The organism is Anaplasmataceae bacterium AB001_6, assembly GCA_020002265.1.
Lineage (GTDB): Bacteria > Pseudomonadota > Alphaproteobacteria > Rickettsiales > Anaplasmataceae > AB001-6.
This window is the reverse complement of sequence record CP048228.1, coordinates 1-17034: the sequence shown is the minus strand read 5'-3', so window position 1 is coordinate 17034 and position 17034 is coordinate 1. Positions and strand designations below refer to the sequence as shown.

At 32.0% G+C, this 17034-nt stretch carries 13 protein-coding genes and 1 tRNA gene; 11 read left to right on the top strand and 3 right to left on the bottom strand.

Going from position 1 to position 17034, the window contains the following annotated elements; genetic code table 11:
- Positions 1-92: 92 nt before the first annotated feature.
- The gene (gene murC, locus GUI12_00070) at positions 93-1496 is read right to left on the bottom strand and encodes a UDP-N-acetylmuramate--L-alanine ligase (GenBank protein UAT42566.1); all 1404 of its coding nucleotides are present in this window, start codon (positions 1494-1496) and stop codon (positions 93-95) included.
- A gap of 148 nt (positions 1497-1644) precedes the next feature.
- Between murC and pyrF the strand changes: the two genes are divergently transcribed.
- Positions 1645-2346, top strand: coding sequence for an orotidine-5'-phosphate decarboxylase (gene pyrF / locus GUI12_00065; protein UAT42565.1), 702 nt, complete (start codon positions 1645-1647; stop codon positions 2344-2346).
- Positions 2343-3224 (top strand): hypothetical protein, encoded by an 882-nt coding sequence (locus GUI12_00060; protein UAT42564.1) that lies wholly within the window; start codon positions 2343-2345, stop codon positions 3222-3224. The genes pyrF and GUI12_00060 overlap by 4 nt, the downstream gene beginning before the upstream one ends.
- A 134-nt stretch (positions 3225-3358) precedes the next feature.
- On the opposite strand, the gene GUI12_00055 is transcribed toward GUI12_00060, so the two are convergent.
- Positions 3359-3445: transfer RNA gene (locus GUI12_00055), tRNA-Leu, on the bottom strand.
- Between the two features lie 714 nt (positions 3446-4159).
- Here GUI12_00055 and GUI12_00050 point away from each other — a divergent pair.
- The 9 genes from GUI12_00050 to GUI12_00010 all read left to right on the top strand — a co-directional run bounded on the left by GUI12_00050 (position 4160) and on the right by GUI12_00010 (position 15318).
- Positions 4160-4870 carry a hypothetical protein gene (locus GUI12_00050; GenBank protein ID UAT42563.1) on the top strand — a complete coding sequence of 237 codons (711 nt, stop codon included), beginning with the start codon at positions 4160-4162 and terminating at the stop codon, positions 4868-4870.
- Positions 4871-4927: 57 nt separating this feature from the next.
- Positions 4928-5680, top strand: a complete 753-nt coding sequence (locus GUI12_00045) for a hypothetical protein (GenBank protein UAT42562.1) — start codon at positions 4928-4930, stop codon at positions 5678-5680.
- Between the two features lie 717 nt (positions 5681-6397).
- Positions 6398-7117: a hypothetical protein gene (locus GUI12_00040; protein ID UAT42561.1), complete on the top strand. Its 720-nt coding sequence runs from the start codon at positions 6398-6400 to the stop codon at positions 7115-7117.
- A 78-nt stretch (positions 7118-7195) separates the two neighbouring features.
- Positions 7196-7828 carry a hypothetical protein gene (locus tag GUI12_00035; protein ID UAT42560.1) on the top strand — a complete coding sequence of 211 codons (633 nt, stop codon included), beginning with the start codon at positions 7196-7198 and terminating at the stop codon, positions 7826-7828.
- A 69-nt stretch (positions 7829-7897) separates the two neighbouring features.
- On the top strand, positions 7898-8653 hold the full coding sequence (locus tag GUI12_00030; protein UAT42559.1) for a hypothetical protein: 756 nt from the start codon (positions 7898-7900) through the stop codon (positions 8651-8653).
- A gap of 292 nt (positions 8654-8945) precedes the next feature.
- On the top strand, positions 8946-9593 hold the full coding sequence (locus GUI12_00025) for a peptide deformylase (protein ID UAT42558.1): 648 nt from the start codon (positions 8946-8948) through the stop codon (positions 9591-9593).
- Positions 9594-9755: 162 nt separating this feature from the next.
- Positions 9756-11042, top strand: a complete 1287-nt coding sequence (locus tag GUI12_00020; protein UAT42557.1) for a hypothetical protein — start codon at positions 9756-9758, stop codon at positions 11040-11042.
- A gap of 3 nt (positions 11043-11045) precedes the next feature.
- Positions 11046-11780 (top strand): hypothetical protein, encoded by a 735-nt coding sequence (locus tag GUI12_00015; GenBank protein ID UAT42556.1) that lies wholly within the window; start codon positions 11046-11048, stop codon positions 11778-11780.
- Positions 11781-11793: 13 nt separating this feature from the next.
- Complete coding sequence (locus GUI12_00010) at positions 11794-15318, top strand: flagellar hook-basal body complex protein (GenBank protein UAT42555.1); 3525 nt, start codon at positions 11794-11796, stop codon at positions 15316-15318.
- 198 nt (positions 15319-15516) lie between these two features.
- Here GUI12_00010 and GUI12_00005 read toward each other — a convergent pair whose 3' ends face one another.
- Positions 15517-17034 (bottom strand): acyl-CoA carboxylase subunit beta, encoded by a 1518-nt coding sequence (locus tag GUI12_00005; protein UAT42554.1) that lies wholly within the window; start codon positions 17032-17034, stop codon positions 15517-15519.

The window sequence follows — 17034 nt, the reverse complement described above, 5'->3', positions numbered from 1 at the left end:
TCTTACCTTTATACTACTACTTAAATCAATAACAGGAATTATACACTAATTTACTTTAATAAAACACTATTTTGACTATATTTATTTCTTATTTAGTTAGGGATTTCAATGTGTTTTATTCTTTTTACTAGATCATGTGCGTATTTGTTGATATCTCCAGCGCCCATAAATATTATGCAATAATTATTTTCATTACGTATTTTCTGGATTGTGCATTCTGAGATTTCTTCGTTAGAATTTATTATGCATAAAACTTCATTTTCTTTGAAAAATTCATTTAATTGTACATTTTCTGTTTTATTGTTTGTTTTTTTGGGCTCATATATTGGAGTTAAAATAATATTTTGCACATCTATTTTTTGAAATATCTTGTTAAATTCTTGTTTTAGACTAGTTAATCGCGCTAATTTATGTATTTGTATAACAGCAATGATTTTTGTATTGTGATTATAGATTTGTTTGACTGCATCAATAGTATTTAAAATTTCTTTTGGATGGTGCGCATAGTCATAAATAATTGATAAATCTTCAGATTCTAGCAATATATCCATTCTTTTTTTCACGCCTGTAAATTCTCTGAATGATTTTTGTATATCTTCATCTTTTATGCCAAATCTCAATGCTACTGATATTGCAGATAAAGCATTCAAGATATTATGTTTTCCGTTGAGATTAAATTGAATGTCTATTTTTTTGCCGTTTTCTTTATCGCAGAATGTAAAATTATTGCGAATTTCTTTGTTTAGAGGAACAGCGTATATATCGCTAGAATCATTTAGAGAATATGTCTTGATATTTTTATCATCATTTACGGAAATTTCTTTTGATGTATCTTGTTCAATGAAAACTACATCATTAGTGGTATTTATAAAAAGACTGATATGCTTTTTTAAATTTTCCATATTGCCGTAAAAATCCAGATGATCTGGGCTACAATTTGTAATGATTGATATATCATGCTTAATGAAATTGAAGGTATTGTCAGATTCATCTGCTTCAATTACCAGGATATTTCTATTGTTGTCTTTTGGAATAACAACATTACTTTGATAATCTCTCATTTCCCCTCCGCATAATACGGTCGGATTCAATGGTGATAGCAAGCTTGCTATCATTGCTGTTACAGTAGTTTTTCCATGTGATCCACTTACTGCAACAACTTTATTATATCTTTTGGATATTAATTCTAGTGTTTCGCGTCTTGATAGGATAATTAACCCCAAAGATTGAGCATGTTGTATTTCTATATTTCCATTAGTTATTGCACTTGAATATATTACTATATCTGCTTCTAAGATATTTTTTGCTTCGTGGGAATCAAATAGCTCAACTTGTTTCTCTAGGTTTTCTAGAAAGGGGCTGTTTGTATTTAAATCAGAGCCTTGTACCTTAAAACCGTAGCTTAGCATTATTTTTGCTATTGCACTCATTCCAGCTCCACCTATGCCTATTATGTGGATGGTTAAATTTTTAGGAGTTAGAAATATATCTTGCATTTATATGCTACTAAAATAAAATCAGAAATATGAGGTTGATTCTTGTTGTACAGGATAGATTATAATGGTTTTATTTTCTGTTAATAGCCCCGTTGCGTGTTGTTTAATCAATATTTCTTTTCAATTTTAGCGTTCCAGAGCACAATACATGACATATCTAAGTAGAGAAAAAATTATTCTAGCCATTGATACTAGTGATATAAAATTGGCTGAAGATTATATCACACAGGCTAAAGATTTATGTTATGCATTTAAATTTGGCTTACAGTTTTTTTGTGCATATGGAATAGATGGCATTTTAAAATTTAAAAGACAGCATGATATACGAGTATTTCTCGATCTGAAATTGCATGATATCCCAAATACTGTTTGTAGAGCATTGGAAGTTTTAGCTAAACATGATGTAGATATGCTCACAATACATTCGTTAGGGGGAGTAAAAATGTTAAGGGAAGCTGTGGATATTATAAGAAATAGTACAGTTAAAACTAAACTGCTAGGAGTTACCATCTTAACTAGTATGCAAAAAGATGATATATCAGTTATTGGGCTTTCTGGTGATGTAGCAGATAATGTCATGGAGCTTGCTGAATTATCTTATAGTTGTAAATTAGATGGAGTAGTCTGTTCTGGATATGAAGCTAATTCCATTAAGAAGAAGTTTGGTGCAAATTTTTTAACTGTTGTTCCAGGAATTAGAGTAAATTTGCAAGGAGATATACAAGATCAAAAAAGAGTTATGTTACCCAAGGATGCCCTTGATAATGGTGCAGATTATTTGGTAATGGGTAGATCTGTGATGCAATCTGGTGATTTAAAAAGTACACTTTCTAACATTTTTTCACAATGATCGTACACAATAGAAAATTAATTGGGCATAAAGAACAGAAAAAATTCATTATGGTTAACTATGATAAAATATCTGTTTGGTTATGGAATGGAATAGAGGGTATTGGCAAAGCTTCATTATTTAGATCTTTTGTATGTTGGGCATTAGAAACTGACGATATAAATCATCCAAATGTTCATTGTTTGGATTGCAAAGGTGTGCGTATTGCAGAATTACGTGATTTTACATATTCTATTTTTCGCTTTGCAAATATGAAACAACGCAAGTTTATAATGTTTGATAATTTTCACCTGATGCCTGAAAGAAATCAGAAAGTTTTATTAAAGCTTTTGGAAGGTATTCCACGGAATGTTATGGTAGTTATCATTAGTCACGATCTATCAAGGGTGTTGGATACAGTAATTTCTCGTTCTTTTGTTTTGAATTTCAATGCACTGACGGAATCACAAATTGCTTTTGTAAGCGATATAACAGATAAATCAGTGATAGCTTTATCATATGGTTCTGTAGGAAGAGCGCTATATATTAAAAGGAATAATGGGATTGTTATTTTCAGAGATATTTTGCGCAGTATATCGGAATCTGGGATACCTTATATTATGCCATCAATAAGTTATCAAAGTGAAAAGGAAAGTATATACAATTATATGTTGCAATGTGTAGTACACAGAATTATTATGCATGGCTATGGCTTAATAGAAGAATTTTTATTTCCGTCGGAGAATTTGCTGCTTGAGAATTGTAAAAAGTTCTTCCAAAATTCTAATGATCTATACGTTTTACAGAAGATGATTAGATCATATTTTGATATATGTAAATTTGTCGAAGATAAGGATAAATATTACATGAATAATTATCCAATCTATTCTTTGCTTTAAGTTGTTATTCTTTCTGTATATATGATATATCCCTTTTGTTTTGCGTGCTATTCATGGCAAACAAAGTAGTATGAAAATCACCTATCTGCTTAAAATGAAAGAGAAGAAATAAGAGATTTACTTTAAGGTATGCATGGTGCCTCTGGCTGGACTCGAACCAGCACGTCCTTGCGAACAACAGATTTTGAGTCTATCGCGTCTACCAATTCCACCACAAAGGCACATCAGGTTTGCATTCACCTACCGCAATTATAATTTTTTTTTATCAAAAAACTATAGTATAAGATATAAAATTATTAACCACAATTTGTTTTTATACTGGTATTGTGAGCTATCTTTCAAAAAGAGAAGTAGCAAAAAATGTACATTCTCAGCTTCTGAGAGAGATGTATGCTTAGTATGTATTTTTAATGCTTATGGTAGTATTTATGGCTTTTTTTCTTATATATCATGAAAAATACAATTGTTTATGGATAAATTGATTTTAATATTTAACACATGTTATGATAAGGAAGATCGTACTAATAGAGGAGGCATACTACTTAGAACGCAGAAAGTAATATTTTTGTGTTTGAGTTTACAATAGGAGATCTGGTTAGAAAGAATCTTAGTGTTCTGCTTGGAGTTTATCAATTATGTGATGAACATGTTATTGCTTCTTTTATAGATGAAATAAGTAATGATTAGCTATCCTAATTTATTTTTTATTCAGGCAATTTTGTCGCAAAGAGATTTCTTGTTTCTGATACATTATCTTTATGATCACTTTAGTGATAGCGTGAAAAATCTTGCATATCAATATAAATGATTTTATTGCAATAAAATTTTCAAAAAAATATTTAATTGATGTTATTTTTAGGGCTTTTGATAATGCAAGCGAATGCATTAAGTTTTTAGTATGATTATTATTTATTTTAATTTTGGTATAAAAGGATATGGTTTATTTTTTTAAAAATAAGGAAGAGAAGGTTTTGTACGAAAAATCAAGTTCTTTTCATAGAGATGAAAATACGGGTAAAAGCCTTTATTTGGTAGAATTTTACAAAGATAATACGAATAGCTGGTTTGGACTTGGTTATCATCTTATTAACAAAATATCTTGCTTTTTTGGTAGGGGAAAGACCAGTATAGAGGAATCCATTCCAAGCAAAGAGATTGAAGTTTGTATGAGAGATATAAAGATATTGCCATATATTGTTAATGATGGGGATAATTCATGGCAGCAAAAAATTACTTTCTCTTGTACAATTAATGAGAATTTATATAAGGATAATGGTACTTTGGAAGCATATGCGTTAACAAAATTTGATTGTTCATTAATTAAAAATTATCAGACATCTGACGATGCTCCTTTTACTACTACTCCTTTTATAATGCAAATGGAAAATGTGTTTTCTTTTACTGCAAAAGGAGAGGAACTGAATGAGTCTATGTTCTTAGATCAGCATAAAAAAGACAATATTATTTACTCTGTGACTGATAAAGATTTTAAGGATGATGGAATGTTTGCTGAAAGTGAGAAGGGTCTATCTGAGTTATTTCCTATTTCTGCAAACTATGAAGTAGGCCGTCTTGTAAGTGAAGAATCTCTTGGAGAGCTTGCATATTTGGCTTATGGAAACTTCTTTGAGGGCTTATTAATATAGACAGTTAAATGTGTTATATTAAGGAAAATTTTTATTTTAATTTTGGGATAGAAGGATATGTTTACTTATAAATGTCGTAAGAGTGAAGATCATAATGGAAAAATAATGAATGTGCGAGAAGCATTTCAAAACAACGACTCGGGTACTGATATCAAAGATGGATACCCCCAAAACTTTTCCCTGACGTTCTTTGCAGAGCGTGAAAATGGTGATGCAGTTTGTGATGATCATAACAGAAAGAAGGTGTGTTATTTTGATTGGAATACAAAGCAAGAAGGATTTCTTCAGAGGCATTGGGTGATTTTTATACATAATGAAAAAAAATCTATAAAGTTTTTCAGTGAAGATGATAAATCGTTTAGACAGGATATTACTTTTTCTTGCAATATCAATGATATTAAGTTCAAAGATGGTATTAAGGATGGAATGTCTTGGAATCTGTCTGATATAACAAAGTATGATTTTGCAAGTTTTGATTGCACTTTATCTAGGTCTTATTCAGAACCTAATGACACAGTTACTGTAGAACTGGGAATCAAAGATTTAAAATCTAGTACTGGAACAGAGGGAGATCTCAAGATAGCTAGCAAGGGTACTACACCTGCTGCTTTCCCAGTAGCAGAAGGTTTTAAATATTCTATTACTCATGAATATTTCAAGGATGGGATGTTTGCTGACAGTGATGCTATATCTAATCTATTGATTACTTCTGGTAATGATGAAGAAATTCATCTTAATATTGGTATAGACACTATTGGAGAAATTATATTCTCAGTCTATGAGGATTTTTTGACAGGTATCATAACATAATATAGATGCCTTGATCACACTGAAGGAAGGTAGGTTTGTTAAATCCTCAGTGTGATTACTGTTTGATTTTGATATAGGGGTGAGAATAACAAGGTAAAGGTAGAGTTATTCTCATTGGAATTTTCTGTAGATTATAAAAATTTAGCCTTGTGTCTACTAAAAAGATTTATCATTTTTTTAAAAGAAATCAGGAGATAAAGAAGATTTTGCCTCCAGGGAAGTTACAATATTCATAAATAACAAGGATTAATCTGTGATTCTTTTTGCTAATAAGGATCTTCGGTAAAAGATTTCTTGTATTTTATCCGTGAATTTGAATTCAATCATTTCAAATATAATCTAACAGGTGTTAAATTTTCATCTTCCAAGTTGGATTTATTAATCAAAAAATAAAGACTTATTATAAGTGCAAGCTCTGATGCTATTGATAATTCTACTAATTACAGTGTTTTTCTTTTGCAGCTAGAATAAGAGATATAAAGTTCTTTTGAATCTGGAATATTTATTATCAATGATGATGTACATAGTTTATTTTTTGCTTCTAGTTATGAGATAGATCAGCTACAAATGTGTAGGCCATAAAAAAATTGAGTTTTTGGTTTATGAGAATTTCTTATAAATTTTAGCTTCATTTGCAATGGTTTTTGTTATATCGAAGATGGAATGATAGAGATTTTGATATGACTGTTATTTTATTTTAATTTTAATATAGGAATCATGGTTTATTTTGAGGGAAAAAATGGAGAAATAATAAGTGTGAGAAAGTCATCACGTTATTCTATTACATCTGATGAAATGAAAGGCAAAGCTGAGAATATAGTTTTTTCAGTGAAATTCTTTGTAGACTCTAAGAGTATTCTCTATGAGAATGATTATGATCATGTATTAATTAAAAAGATGGAGAGTTTATTTGACGGACTGCCAGAGGATAAAGAAGACTTTGTTGCTAGAGAGCTTGTAATATCTATGGATAATATAACGCAATCTATGATGTGTTACGACGAAGGCGTTTATTTCCAGCAAAAGGTTAGTTTTTTGTGTAGTGTTGACGATGTTATATTTAACTATAACGGGAAAAATGTAGTAAAAGAGCAAAATGTAACCTTTAGCTGTTCGTTAATTAAGGAATTTAATAGCCTTCATGATGTTAAATTCATGGTTAATGTCCAAAACATAAAATGTAATCAAGGAGATACAATTGATGCGTCCAAAACAAAAAATGACAATAAAGATGGTAGTGATATTGCAGCAATGGATGTTGATACCATAGATAATGGTTTTAGTTATTCTGTTGGTCTTACAGGTTTGAGGAGTGAGATATTTCCTGATATAGATGATGCTGAATATAATAGCAATAAAAATTTTGCAGAAGATGCACATGCTCTTGGGGAAGTTATGTTTTTGATCTATGATAATCTGATTATAGATTTATTATGAATTATTTAATAAATAAACAGCATTATGATTGATAATATGCTATAAATATTAATAATTTGTTATTGTTTTATATAAATTATGGTATATTTCAGAAATGAAAATGGAGACATAATAACTGTGAGGAAATCAGCTAATTCTTCTGTTAGTCTCAATGAAAATATGAGAGAAGTTGTTAATGCAAATTTTTCAGTACAATTTTTTGTAGAGTGTATGGATGAACTGTGTATAAAAGGTTGTAATTCTGTGCTTACTGAAAAGATGAAGCGTTTATTTGAAGAAATATCAGAGAATAAAGAAGACTTTTTAGTTAGAGAGATTATGATATCTATGGATGATATAAAGCGATCTATGATGTATTCTGAAAAAGGTGATGCTCACCAAAAGATTACCTTCTCTTGTGAAATTGACGATGTTATATTTAGCTATGACGGAGAAATAGCAGAAAGGGGAATTATAGCTTTTGACTGTTCGTTAACCAAGATGCTTGATGATGATGTTCGTTTTGCAGTTGATCTCAAAAATATAAGTTATGATCATGGTTTCATGAAAGAGAATGATGGCGATGTAGTACAAGAATTGAATTTTTATGTGGAACCTACAGATTGGGAAGAGAGTGAATATCATGGTGATATAAATTTTGCAATAGATGCACTTACACTCGGAGAAGCTATATTTTTGTTCTATGATAATTTATTTATGGATTGCTTATGAATAGATAGTTTTATGATTGATATCATGCTAGAATTAGAATATTTATTCTAATTTTGATATAGAAGTAATATGTTATATTTTAAAGATAAGCATGGTGGAACAGTAAAAATAAGTTATTTATCACATTTTAATGATAATCTTTCTGGACAAGAGGGCGAAAATGAATCCAGTGGATTTTTGATGAGATTTTTCGTAGAGCAAGATATAAAGCCTGCAGATTTTTTTTCGAAAATTCGTCAGAATATACTTTGGCTTTGTAACATTAATTGGCCAGAAAAAGAAGAATTTTTAGCTGAAGAAATTGATGTTCGCATAAAAGATGTAGCACGATGTACGGAATTTTCTGGTAACGAAATATCTCAACAAAAGGTTACGTTTTCTTGCAGTGTTTATGATGTTAAGTTTATACTCGGTGTCAAGAAAGAGATGCCCTTTTTTCCTAGTAACGTGTTAAAGCATGAATTTGCGATTTTTAACTGTTCACTAACTAAAAATTTCCATGACATAAACGATGATGACGATGATGATGGTGATGATCAAGATGTTTTGTTCACAATTGAAGTTTGTGATTCGATGTCAGTTTGTGCAGATAATTCTTCAGGTGATATTGCTAAATATTTACCAAAAGATGATTTTACATGTTCTTTAACTCGTGGTGATCTTAAGAAGGGATTGTTTATCGATAAGGATAATAATAGATCAGGCTTATTTCCTCTTTTTGATAATGCAGAAGATTGTGCTTCTTCTTCAGATAGTATGATTAAATATTATCTTGGAGAAGTTGCGTTTTGGGTCTATGAAAATTATTTTTTTACACCAGTATAATTTGATTATAGGGTTTTTTCATTGAAATTTAACGGCTCATTCAATTTGTTGCTGAATTGTTTTGCTTAAATAATCAGAAATAATGATTCATGGTTATTTGTATATATTATTTGAGTATAATTTTTTTGTTTACATCCCTATTTTAAACACTATATAAGCGTTAATTTCAGGGAAAATTGTATATAAAATAGGTATATTTGTTTTTTTCACGTCATATGTTAAGCTTAAGTGCTATGCTACGCTTTCAGAGGAAGTGTAGTGAATTTCTTTTGTATAAAAATTAAGAGGAGTTATGTTGCCAAGTGAATTAGTGTCTCTTGATGTTGATTCTCTAGATCTTTTAGACTTTTTAAAAGAAGAAGATGAGGCTATTCTCAGGGAAAAATCTTTGTCTGTTAGGTCGTTTAATGATCCTAAACTTGTTAAATTTGTAGATTTGCTGATAGATAAGATGCGAGATGAGAGCGCTCCAGGTATTGGGATATCGTCTATTCAAGTTGGCGTAGCAATGCGTTTATTTGTTATCGATAAGATAGGTGCTATGAATCAAGATTATGCCAAAGAGCATAATGTTGATTTGCGACATTGTTTTGATAGTGATCTTGAAGCGCGAGGATATAGTAACTCTATTGATGAACTTACTGTGTTCATCAATCCTAAAATAACATATTTATCTGATGATAAGATTCCTTTTAATGAAGGATGTTTATCTCTTTTGGGTGCTCATGCTGATGTTTATAGATCAAGGCTTGTGCATGTTGAGTATTATGATCTTGCAAATAATTTATGTTCTGGTAAATTTTATGGACTTCCTTCAGTTTGCGTACAACATGAGTACGATCATCTGGAGGGTATTTTATACATCGATCATTTAAATGTGAAGGATCGTGAAACAGTTATAGCAAAGATGAAGAAGAGATCTCGTAGAGAGATTGAGTAATTAATCTCTTATGCTCTTATATATTATCAATAAGCTATTAACATAATCTGTTAAATTTTCTTATTTGATCTTGGATTGTCTGTGTGTATTGCAGAAAATATAATCTTTTAACTAATCTATTTTAGAACTCTATTGTTATTAGGAGTTTTTGATTGGTTTCATATGAGTGCTGTTAATGAGCTTTTATTGCTAGATAGCAATAGAGCTGTTTTGCAAGATACGGAAGTAGAGGATATGGAAGGACAAAGGAAATTAGATGATAATATCAATAATTCTTTTTCTGATGTTTTAGCAAAATTAGAGCAATATGATGCCGCACAAGAAGGAATTTTAGTCAAAGAGGAAGATGAGCCGATACAGAGTGTGTTTCTAGATGATTCTGTACAAGGGAAGAAAAGTGATTACGCATTTTTTGTTCATTCTGTTGATTTAGATGATAAAAATTCGCGATCTGAGGAAGAGATATCTTGTTCAGATGAATCCGTTAAAAATGTTGCAATATTAAACAATGTCCTGAGTATCAAAAGTATTGTATCTTTTCCGGTTTGCGAAAACAAGGTAGTTGATGTTTCTGCTGATTTTGAATCATTGAATAGTTGTGATAATGATTTATTGTCTACCCAATTAGCTTTAAATAGAGAAGTAAAGCAGGAGGAATTTGCATTTTTTCAAAATTACAAGCAGGCTGATGTTGTAGTTGTTGATAAAAAAATACGAGAAGATGAGTCAGAAAGTAAAATCTACCGAAATAAGATTGAATCTTTTTTAGTGATCAATGAAAATTCAGAAGATACAGAATCTTTTGTGAATTTGAAAAAAGAAGTTGTAGTATCTGATGATTCTAATGTTGATTGTATAAATTGTCATCTTGAATTTGCTCCGGCAGAAAAGAATGATAAGGACTTAACATTGTATACAGATTCAAAATCATTGCCGATATCTCAAACTGTTAGTGTTGCCGATTGTGCTAGCCCAAGTGATCAATCAGAATGTACTGTAACATTTAATGTGCTTGATTATACAAATGGTGTATATGATGCATTACCAAGCATTAAGCCAACTGAAGGATCAGAAGATGTTTCTTTAAAATATTCTTTATACTATGGCAAAGATAATGAGCTTTTAACAGGTATGAACGATGCAAAAAATCTATATCAGAGAATATCTCATAATGGTGTAAATTTTAGATTGCCAATATCTGATATTTCAAATATGGGTTTTATGACTGTCACCTTTAGGCCCGGAAGTGCGGCAATTATATTCAGAGGAGAAAATCAAGCTGATGCTAATGTCTCTTATCTTTTTGATAAAATAAGAGAAGAATTAACCAAATTAGGTTTCCGTAAGATGAAATTTAATTATGTTTCTTATGACAAGAAGCATAGGGCTTATAGTGATTTTGACCAATCCAGATTTTGTAATGATAATTTTATTAATATCACGGTATGATTTATGAGTTATTTCAATTCAATTAATAGTCGTAATAGTGCTGCACCAGTATCGAGTTATGATAGTGCTCATCGCAATGATCGCCCTAATAATGACATTGATATAGATCGTAAGGGTTTAATGCAAATTATGTTAGCAAATATGCGTAATGTGGATATTCCTTTAGCTGGTGATAAGGGTAACAGTAGTAATGATTTTGGTACCAAATTTGTTGATAATATGGTTTCGTTTTCTGATATTGGAGCAAAGCAGAATCTAAATGATATTATGATAAGCCTTGCCGATACTATTAAACAGAACACTTTATTTCAAAGAGCGGCTATGATGCAAGGGCAAAATGTTAGAGTGGAGAATGATATTCTTGTTAAGAATGGTAAAGTGAGTGACAGCTTTTTTGATTTGCCATCAGGAGTATCACAGGCGACGATATCTGTTTCTGATAAACATGATAATGTTGTATATAATCGTGTTTTATCAGATCTAGATGAAGGAATAAATAAATTTTCTTGGCTTGGTTTTGGAAACGATGACAAGCCAGTTGCAGATGGAAAGTATAAAATATCTGTTGATGCCTATGATAAAAAGGGTATGTTAATTGACCCCGCTAGAATATCTGGGCTCTTGGAAGGGAAAATATCTAGAGTAGATTTTTCAAGCTTAAATAATGGTGATGGGGAGAGCATGTTCATTTTAGATAATGGCATGAAATTTCTAGAAAGTCAGTTGCACTTTATTTGATAAGAGGGTTTTTATGGCCAGAGTAGATGTTTTTAATACGGGATCTTCAGTTGTTAACGATAACAATATTAAATTGGCAGAGTCTTCTGTTAATATAGCAAACGTGGATACCGTTGCTTTTAAAAGTTCAGATTTCTATAGTCTATTGATTGCGGGTGGAAAAGATATTATAGGTGCACGTCAAGTAAAAGAATATAATGCTGATCAAGATGGCGCAATTGTGACTACCACTAATAATTATAATATGGCAGTCACTGGGAGATCATGGATGATTGTAGAATCTGATGATGGAAAGAAGGGGTTTTCACGCGACGGTAGTTTTAATCTTGATGCACAAAAATATCTGACTAATCATCAGGGTTTAAAGCTAAGTGCTTGGAAAATAGAAGAGGGTCAAACCTATTCTACAATAGATTCCACTGAAGCTGTTAATTTCACAGATGTTGGCGTTACTGCGGAAGCTACAACAAGGGTTCTATTTGATATGAATTTAAATGCCTCTGATGAAAATGCCAAAGGTGTTGGAGAAACAGTTAAGCTTTCTGATACAGCTAATGATAATGTCGGTGCAAAAGATTTAATTTTACCTGATAATTCTAAGATTTTTGTTGGAGACGAATTAGCTCTATCCAATTCTGATGATGAATTCAAGATAAATTTTGGTGGTATTGCTGCATCAAGTGGCTTTGCAAATGGGATATTGGGTGTTAACAATGCACAAGATACATTAACTGGTATTAATAATGGAGATACTATAGTTATCAAGACGGAAACAGGCGGTGAAGAGCAATTTGTGTTTAATACTACTAGTGGTAGTGGATCAGGTAGCAGATTCTCTGATCTAGAAGGTTTGGTAAACAATATTAATCGTTCCAGTAATCTGGCAGCAAGGGTATACAATGGTAGATTATTTATAGGCTCAAATAATGGTGATGATTCAATAGCTTTTGCTACGCGAAATGCTTCTGGAAGAGCAATTGGTGTTTCCAACGCTACATTGCGGGATTCACTTGGGATTGTTTCATCTCCTAAAGATGAGATCGTATCTTCCAAACTGAATGCTATGTTTGAGGGGGTAATCACAGATGAAGATAGCTCCTTTACTGGTGCGGCAGGTGTTAATAATGGAGATAGTTTTACAATTAGACTTTCCAACGGTTCTGAACATAAATTTACAGTTAATAGTGTCGCAGGCCCGGCGAAGAATACAGATGATGATATTGCAACTAAGGGATATTTTGACACCATCAAGGAATTAACAGCTGCTATTAATTCTGTTGACGAATTAGATGCCACGTTTAGTGGAGATCAAATGACAATCAAAATGAAATCCAATTATATGGATAACGTAAGTGTTTTGGCGATTTTAGATCACGGTGGTAATGCTACTAAGCTAGTGAATGAATTAGGAATTGGTTTTTCATCTTCCATGGGTGCGGATGGAAGAGTTTCTCTTGATAATTTTGATAGCACAGAGATATCTTATGGGGGATATGAATCGATTCATTTGAATTCTATTATTCCAACTGATGAAGCTTTAGATTCAATAACTCAAGTTAAAAGTGCTGTCTTGGTTGATGATATCTTCCGTAATAATTTTCACGATGCAGTTCAAGTTGCAGGATGTTATGATCCCTTAGTAAAAATCACAAAAAAAGAAGCAGATGGCCTTAAAGTAATGGTAAATGGGGGTGTAGAACAGGTATTTACATATAAAGCGATATCTCCTGATGCATCATTAAAAGAATTTAATAGCTTGAATACTCTAAAAGATGCGTTAGATAAGGCTGGTTTATTAAAGTCTAATATGGCAGATAACTTTATTACTATAGGTGATGCATCATCTGCTTTAGAATATGTAACAGGTATAAATGGGCATGAAGCTGATGTTTTAGGGATAACTTTTCAAACTCTTACAGCTGGTGATACTTTAAACATCAGTACAGAAAATGGGAAGAAATCTGCTTTAACTTTTGGCGCTAGTGCAGATCTAGATGCTGGAGTTTTTGCTACTTTGCAAGATTTATACCAATTGATGAATAAAAGTTCTGAACAATCTCTAGATTTTATGGTAGAAGCACACGGTGATATTAGCATTGCTAGAAAATCAGATGGATGGGCATCAAGATTTAAAGAAATTTCTGGTACGTCTGCGGGTAAAATCTTCCGGCATGGTGATTCTCTTTTAAGTACTACTCTTAATGTGCAATATAATCCTAACACTAATGATTATGCTGTTGGAAATACATTCCATGATTTATTTAGTTTTAAAAAAAATGTTGAAAATCTTTCTAAGAATGCATTAACAGTTACGTTGAGCAAAGATTCAAATAACATGGTGATAACAACAAATAATGGGTCTAAATTACACCGTTTAGATGATAAATTTCACCAAATCAATGTACAAGATGATAGCCTAAGACATCAAGATACTTTTGCTAAAAATGCCGGATTGAAAGCTGGTGATTTGGTAAATGTACTAGGCTTACATGATATATCGAAGGGTAGTAATAGATTCTCTACGAAAGATGGAATGAATAAGGCAATTAATCACTCTTTAGTTGTACATTCTGAGATTGATTCAAAAGGGAATGTTGTTATTTCTGCATCCGATATACGGGATATCTTCTATAAAAAAGATTCAGATGATAATATAGGAAGCGATATGGTTGGATTTTTTGGTCTAACTGAGGAAACACAAGCATCGTACGATCCTGAAATTCCAGGTTATAGTATTATTTCAGGCGCTATTAAGCCCAATTATCAAACTGAATTCACCATATATGATTCCTTGGGTGATAAACATAATATGAATATGTCTTTTGTAAAATTTGAGAACAATCAGTGGGGTTTTGAAATATTTGCAAATGATAAGACATCAATTGAGAGCCCTAACGGCGATGGATTGTTAGCATATGGTAGTTTAAATTTTGGAGGGGATGGTATGTACCAAGACGGAACTAGTAGTATTCCAGGTTTTAATATACCACCAACAGTTAATGATGGAAAATTTACTTTTCCAATTATTTGGACGAATGGAGCTAACCCTTCAGAGATAGAATTTTGGATTGAAGCAGCTCCTGATGATGCGCCTTTAGAATATCAACAAACTGCCGGTATAAGACAATTTGCAGCAGATAATTCGTACCTTAGAAAGGCACAAATTGATGGTTATCCTACTGGAGAAATGGAAAATATTGAAATAAATGAAGATGGCTTAATTACTGCTATTTTCACTAATTCTGCTAGAAGATCTGTTTATCGAGTTCCGCTTGCTACTTTCAATAATGCTAAAGGATTAATACTTGATAATAATGGAATGCATTATACATCTTCAGAAAGTGGTAGTGCTAGAATATCTACAGTAGCAGACAGCGGGAGTACTCTTAGTGTTGGAGCGTATGAAAAATCTAATGTTGATTTGAATGCAGAAAGTATGAGGATATTAAATATTTCTCATATTACCAATGTAGGAGTGGCATTGTTGTCTCAAGCAGATGAGATGATGGAAAGATTATTACGTTTGGTGCAAGCTTAATTGTGTAACAAGAATCAGTTTTCCATGAGCTATAAAAATGCTCTCAAAAGATGAATAGCTTGTGTTTTTATTAATACAAAGGCCTGCTTTGCAAAGGTAAATAGATATCTATCATATAATGAATAAGAATGGTGAAAATATAATCCTTTTCTGTTTTCTACGTTCCATAGAACAGGAGTAGAGGATTGTATTTATTGTTTAAAGAGGGATATTCCCATGCTTCTTCTTTATTCTCTTATGTTGTTTATCTTGTAAAATGTATAAGCTGTTTATTATTTTTTCTCTTGTTTGACTTGGGAAGATTATGTCATCTATATAACCCCTGGCAGCGGCAATCTTTGGATTACTGAACTTGTTATTATATTCTTTTAAAAGGCCCTCTTTAAGATCAGGATTTTCTTTCAATTGCTTTCTGTATAAGAGATTCACTGCTCCTTCGGCTCCCATAACTGCAATTTCTGTTTGTTGCCAAGCAAAGTTTATATCATTCCCTAAGTGTTTAGAACCCATAACTATATATGCACCGCCATAAGCCTTACGTGTCACAATTGTTACCCTTGGTACTGTGGATTCCGCATAAGCATATAACAACTTTGCACCATTCTTGATGATACCATCTGTTTCTTGTTTTTTTCCAGGAAGAAAACCAGGAACATCCACAAGTGATATTATAGGTATGTTAAAAGCATCACAGAATCTTATGAATCTTGCGCCTTTGCACGATGCATTTACATCAAGACAACCAGCACTCTCTTTGGATTGATTGGCTACAACTCCAACATTACAGCCATTTATTCTTGCAAAGCCCACAATTAAGTTTTTTGCAAAAGACTCTTTGATTTCATAAAAGCTATCTTCATCGAATATTCCATCTATGATGGATTTCATGTTATACACAATAGATGATTCTTTTGGCATAAAATGATCTAGCCATTTGCTGCATTTACCATTATCAGTATATTTTTTAGATATTTGCTGTTTTACAGTATTATTTTGAGGAATATGTTTCATGAATTGTCTTATGCTGAGCATAGCTTCAAGGTCATTGTTGAATACTTTATCCACCACACCGTTTTTCTCAGAGTGGATTTTATAGCCTCCTAATTCTTCTTTGGTTATATCTTCAAACGTTACTTGTTTAACTATTTCAGGGCCAGTGACAAACATGTACGAAGTATTTTTAACCATGAAGATGAAATCAGTTATTGCAGGTGAATAAACAGCTCCTCCAGCACACGGGCCAACGATAATTGATATCTGTGGTATTAATCCAGAAGCGTGGACGTTTCTATAGAATATCTCTCCGTAGCCAAAAAGAGCATCTATCCCTTCTTGTACTCTGGCTCCTCCAGAGTCATTTATGAACACCATAGGAAACAAATTTTCTATTGCAAGATCCATTATTTTACAGATTTTCTTTCCGTGCATTTCACTGAGTGAGCCACCTAAAACTGTGAAATCTTGTGATGCAATCGCTACTTTTTTTCCGTTGATTGTGCCAATGCCTGTTATTACTCCATCTCCTAAGGCACCTTTTTTTTCCATTCCAAAATCTGCACATCTATGCATTACGCGTGCATCTGTTTCCATGAATGAATCTTTATCTAACAACAGATCAATCCTTTCTCTTGCAGAAAGTTTTCCTTGTTCGTGCTGTTTATCTAGTGGTGAAGAGCTTACAATTTTCTCTTTTTGTTTAGTTTTCGTATCAATCAT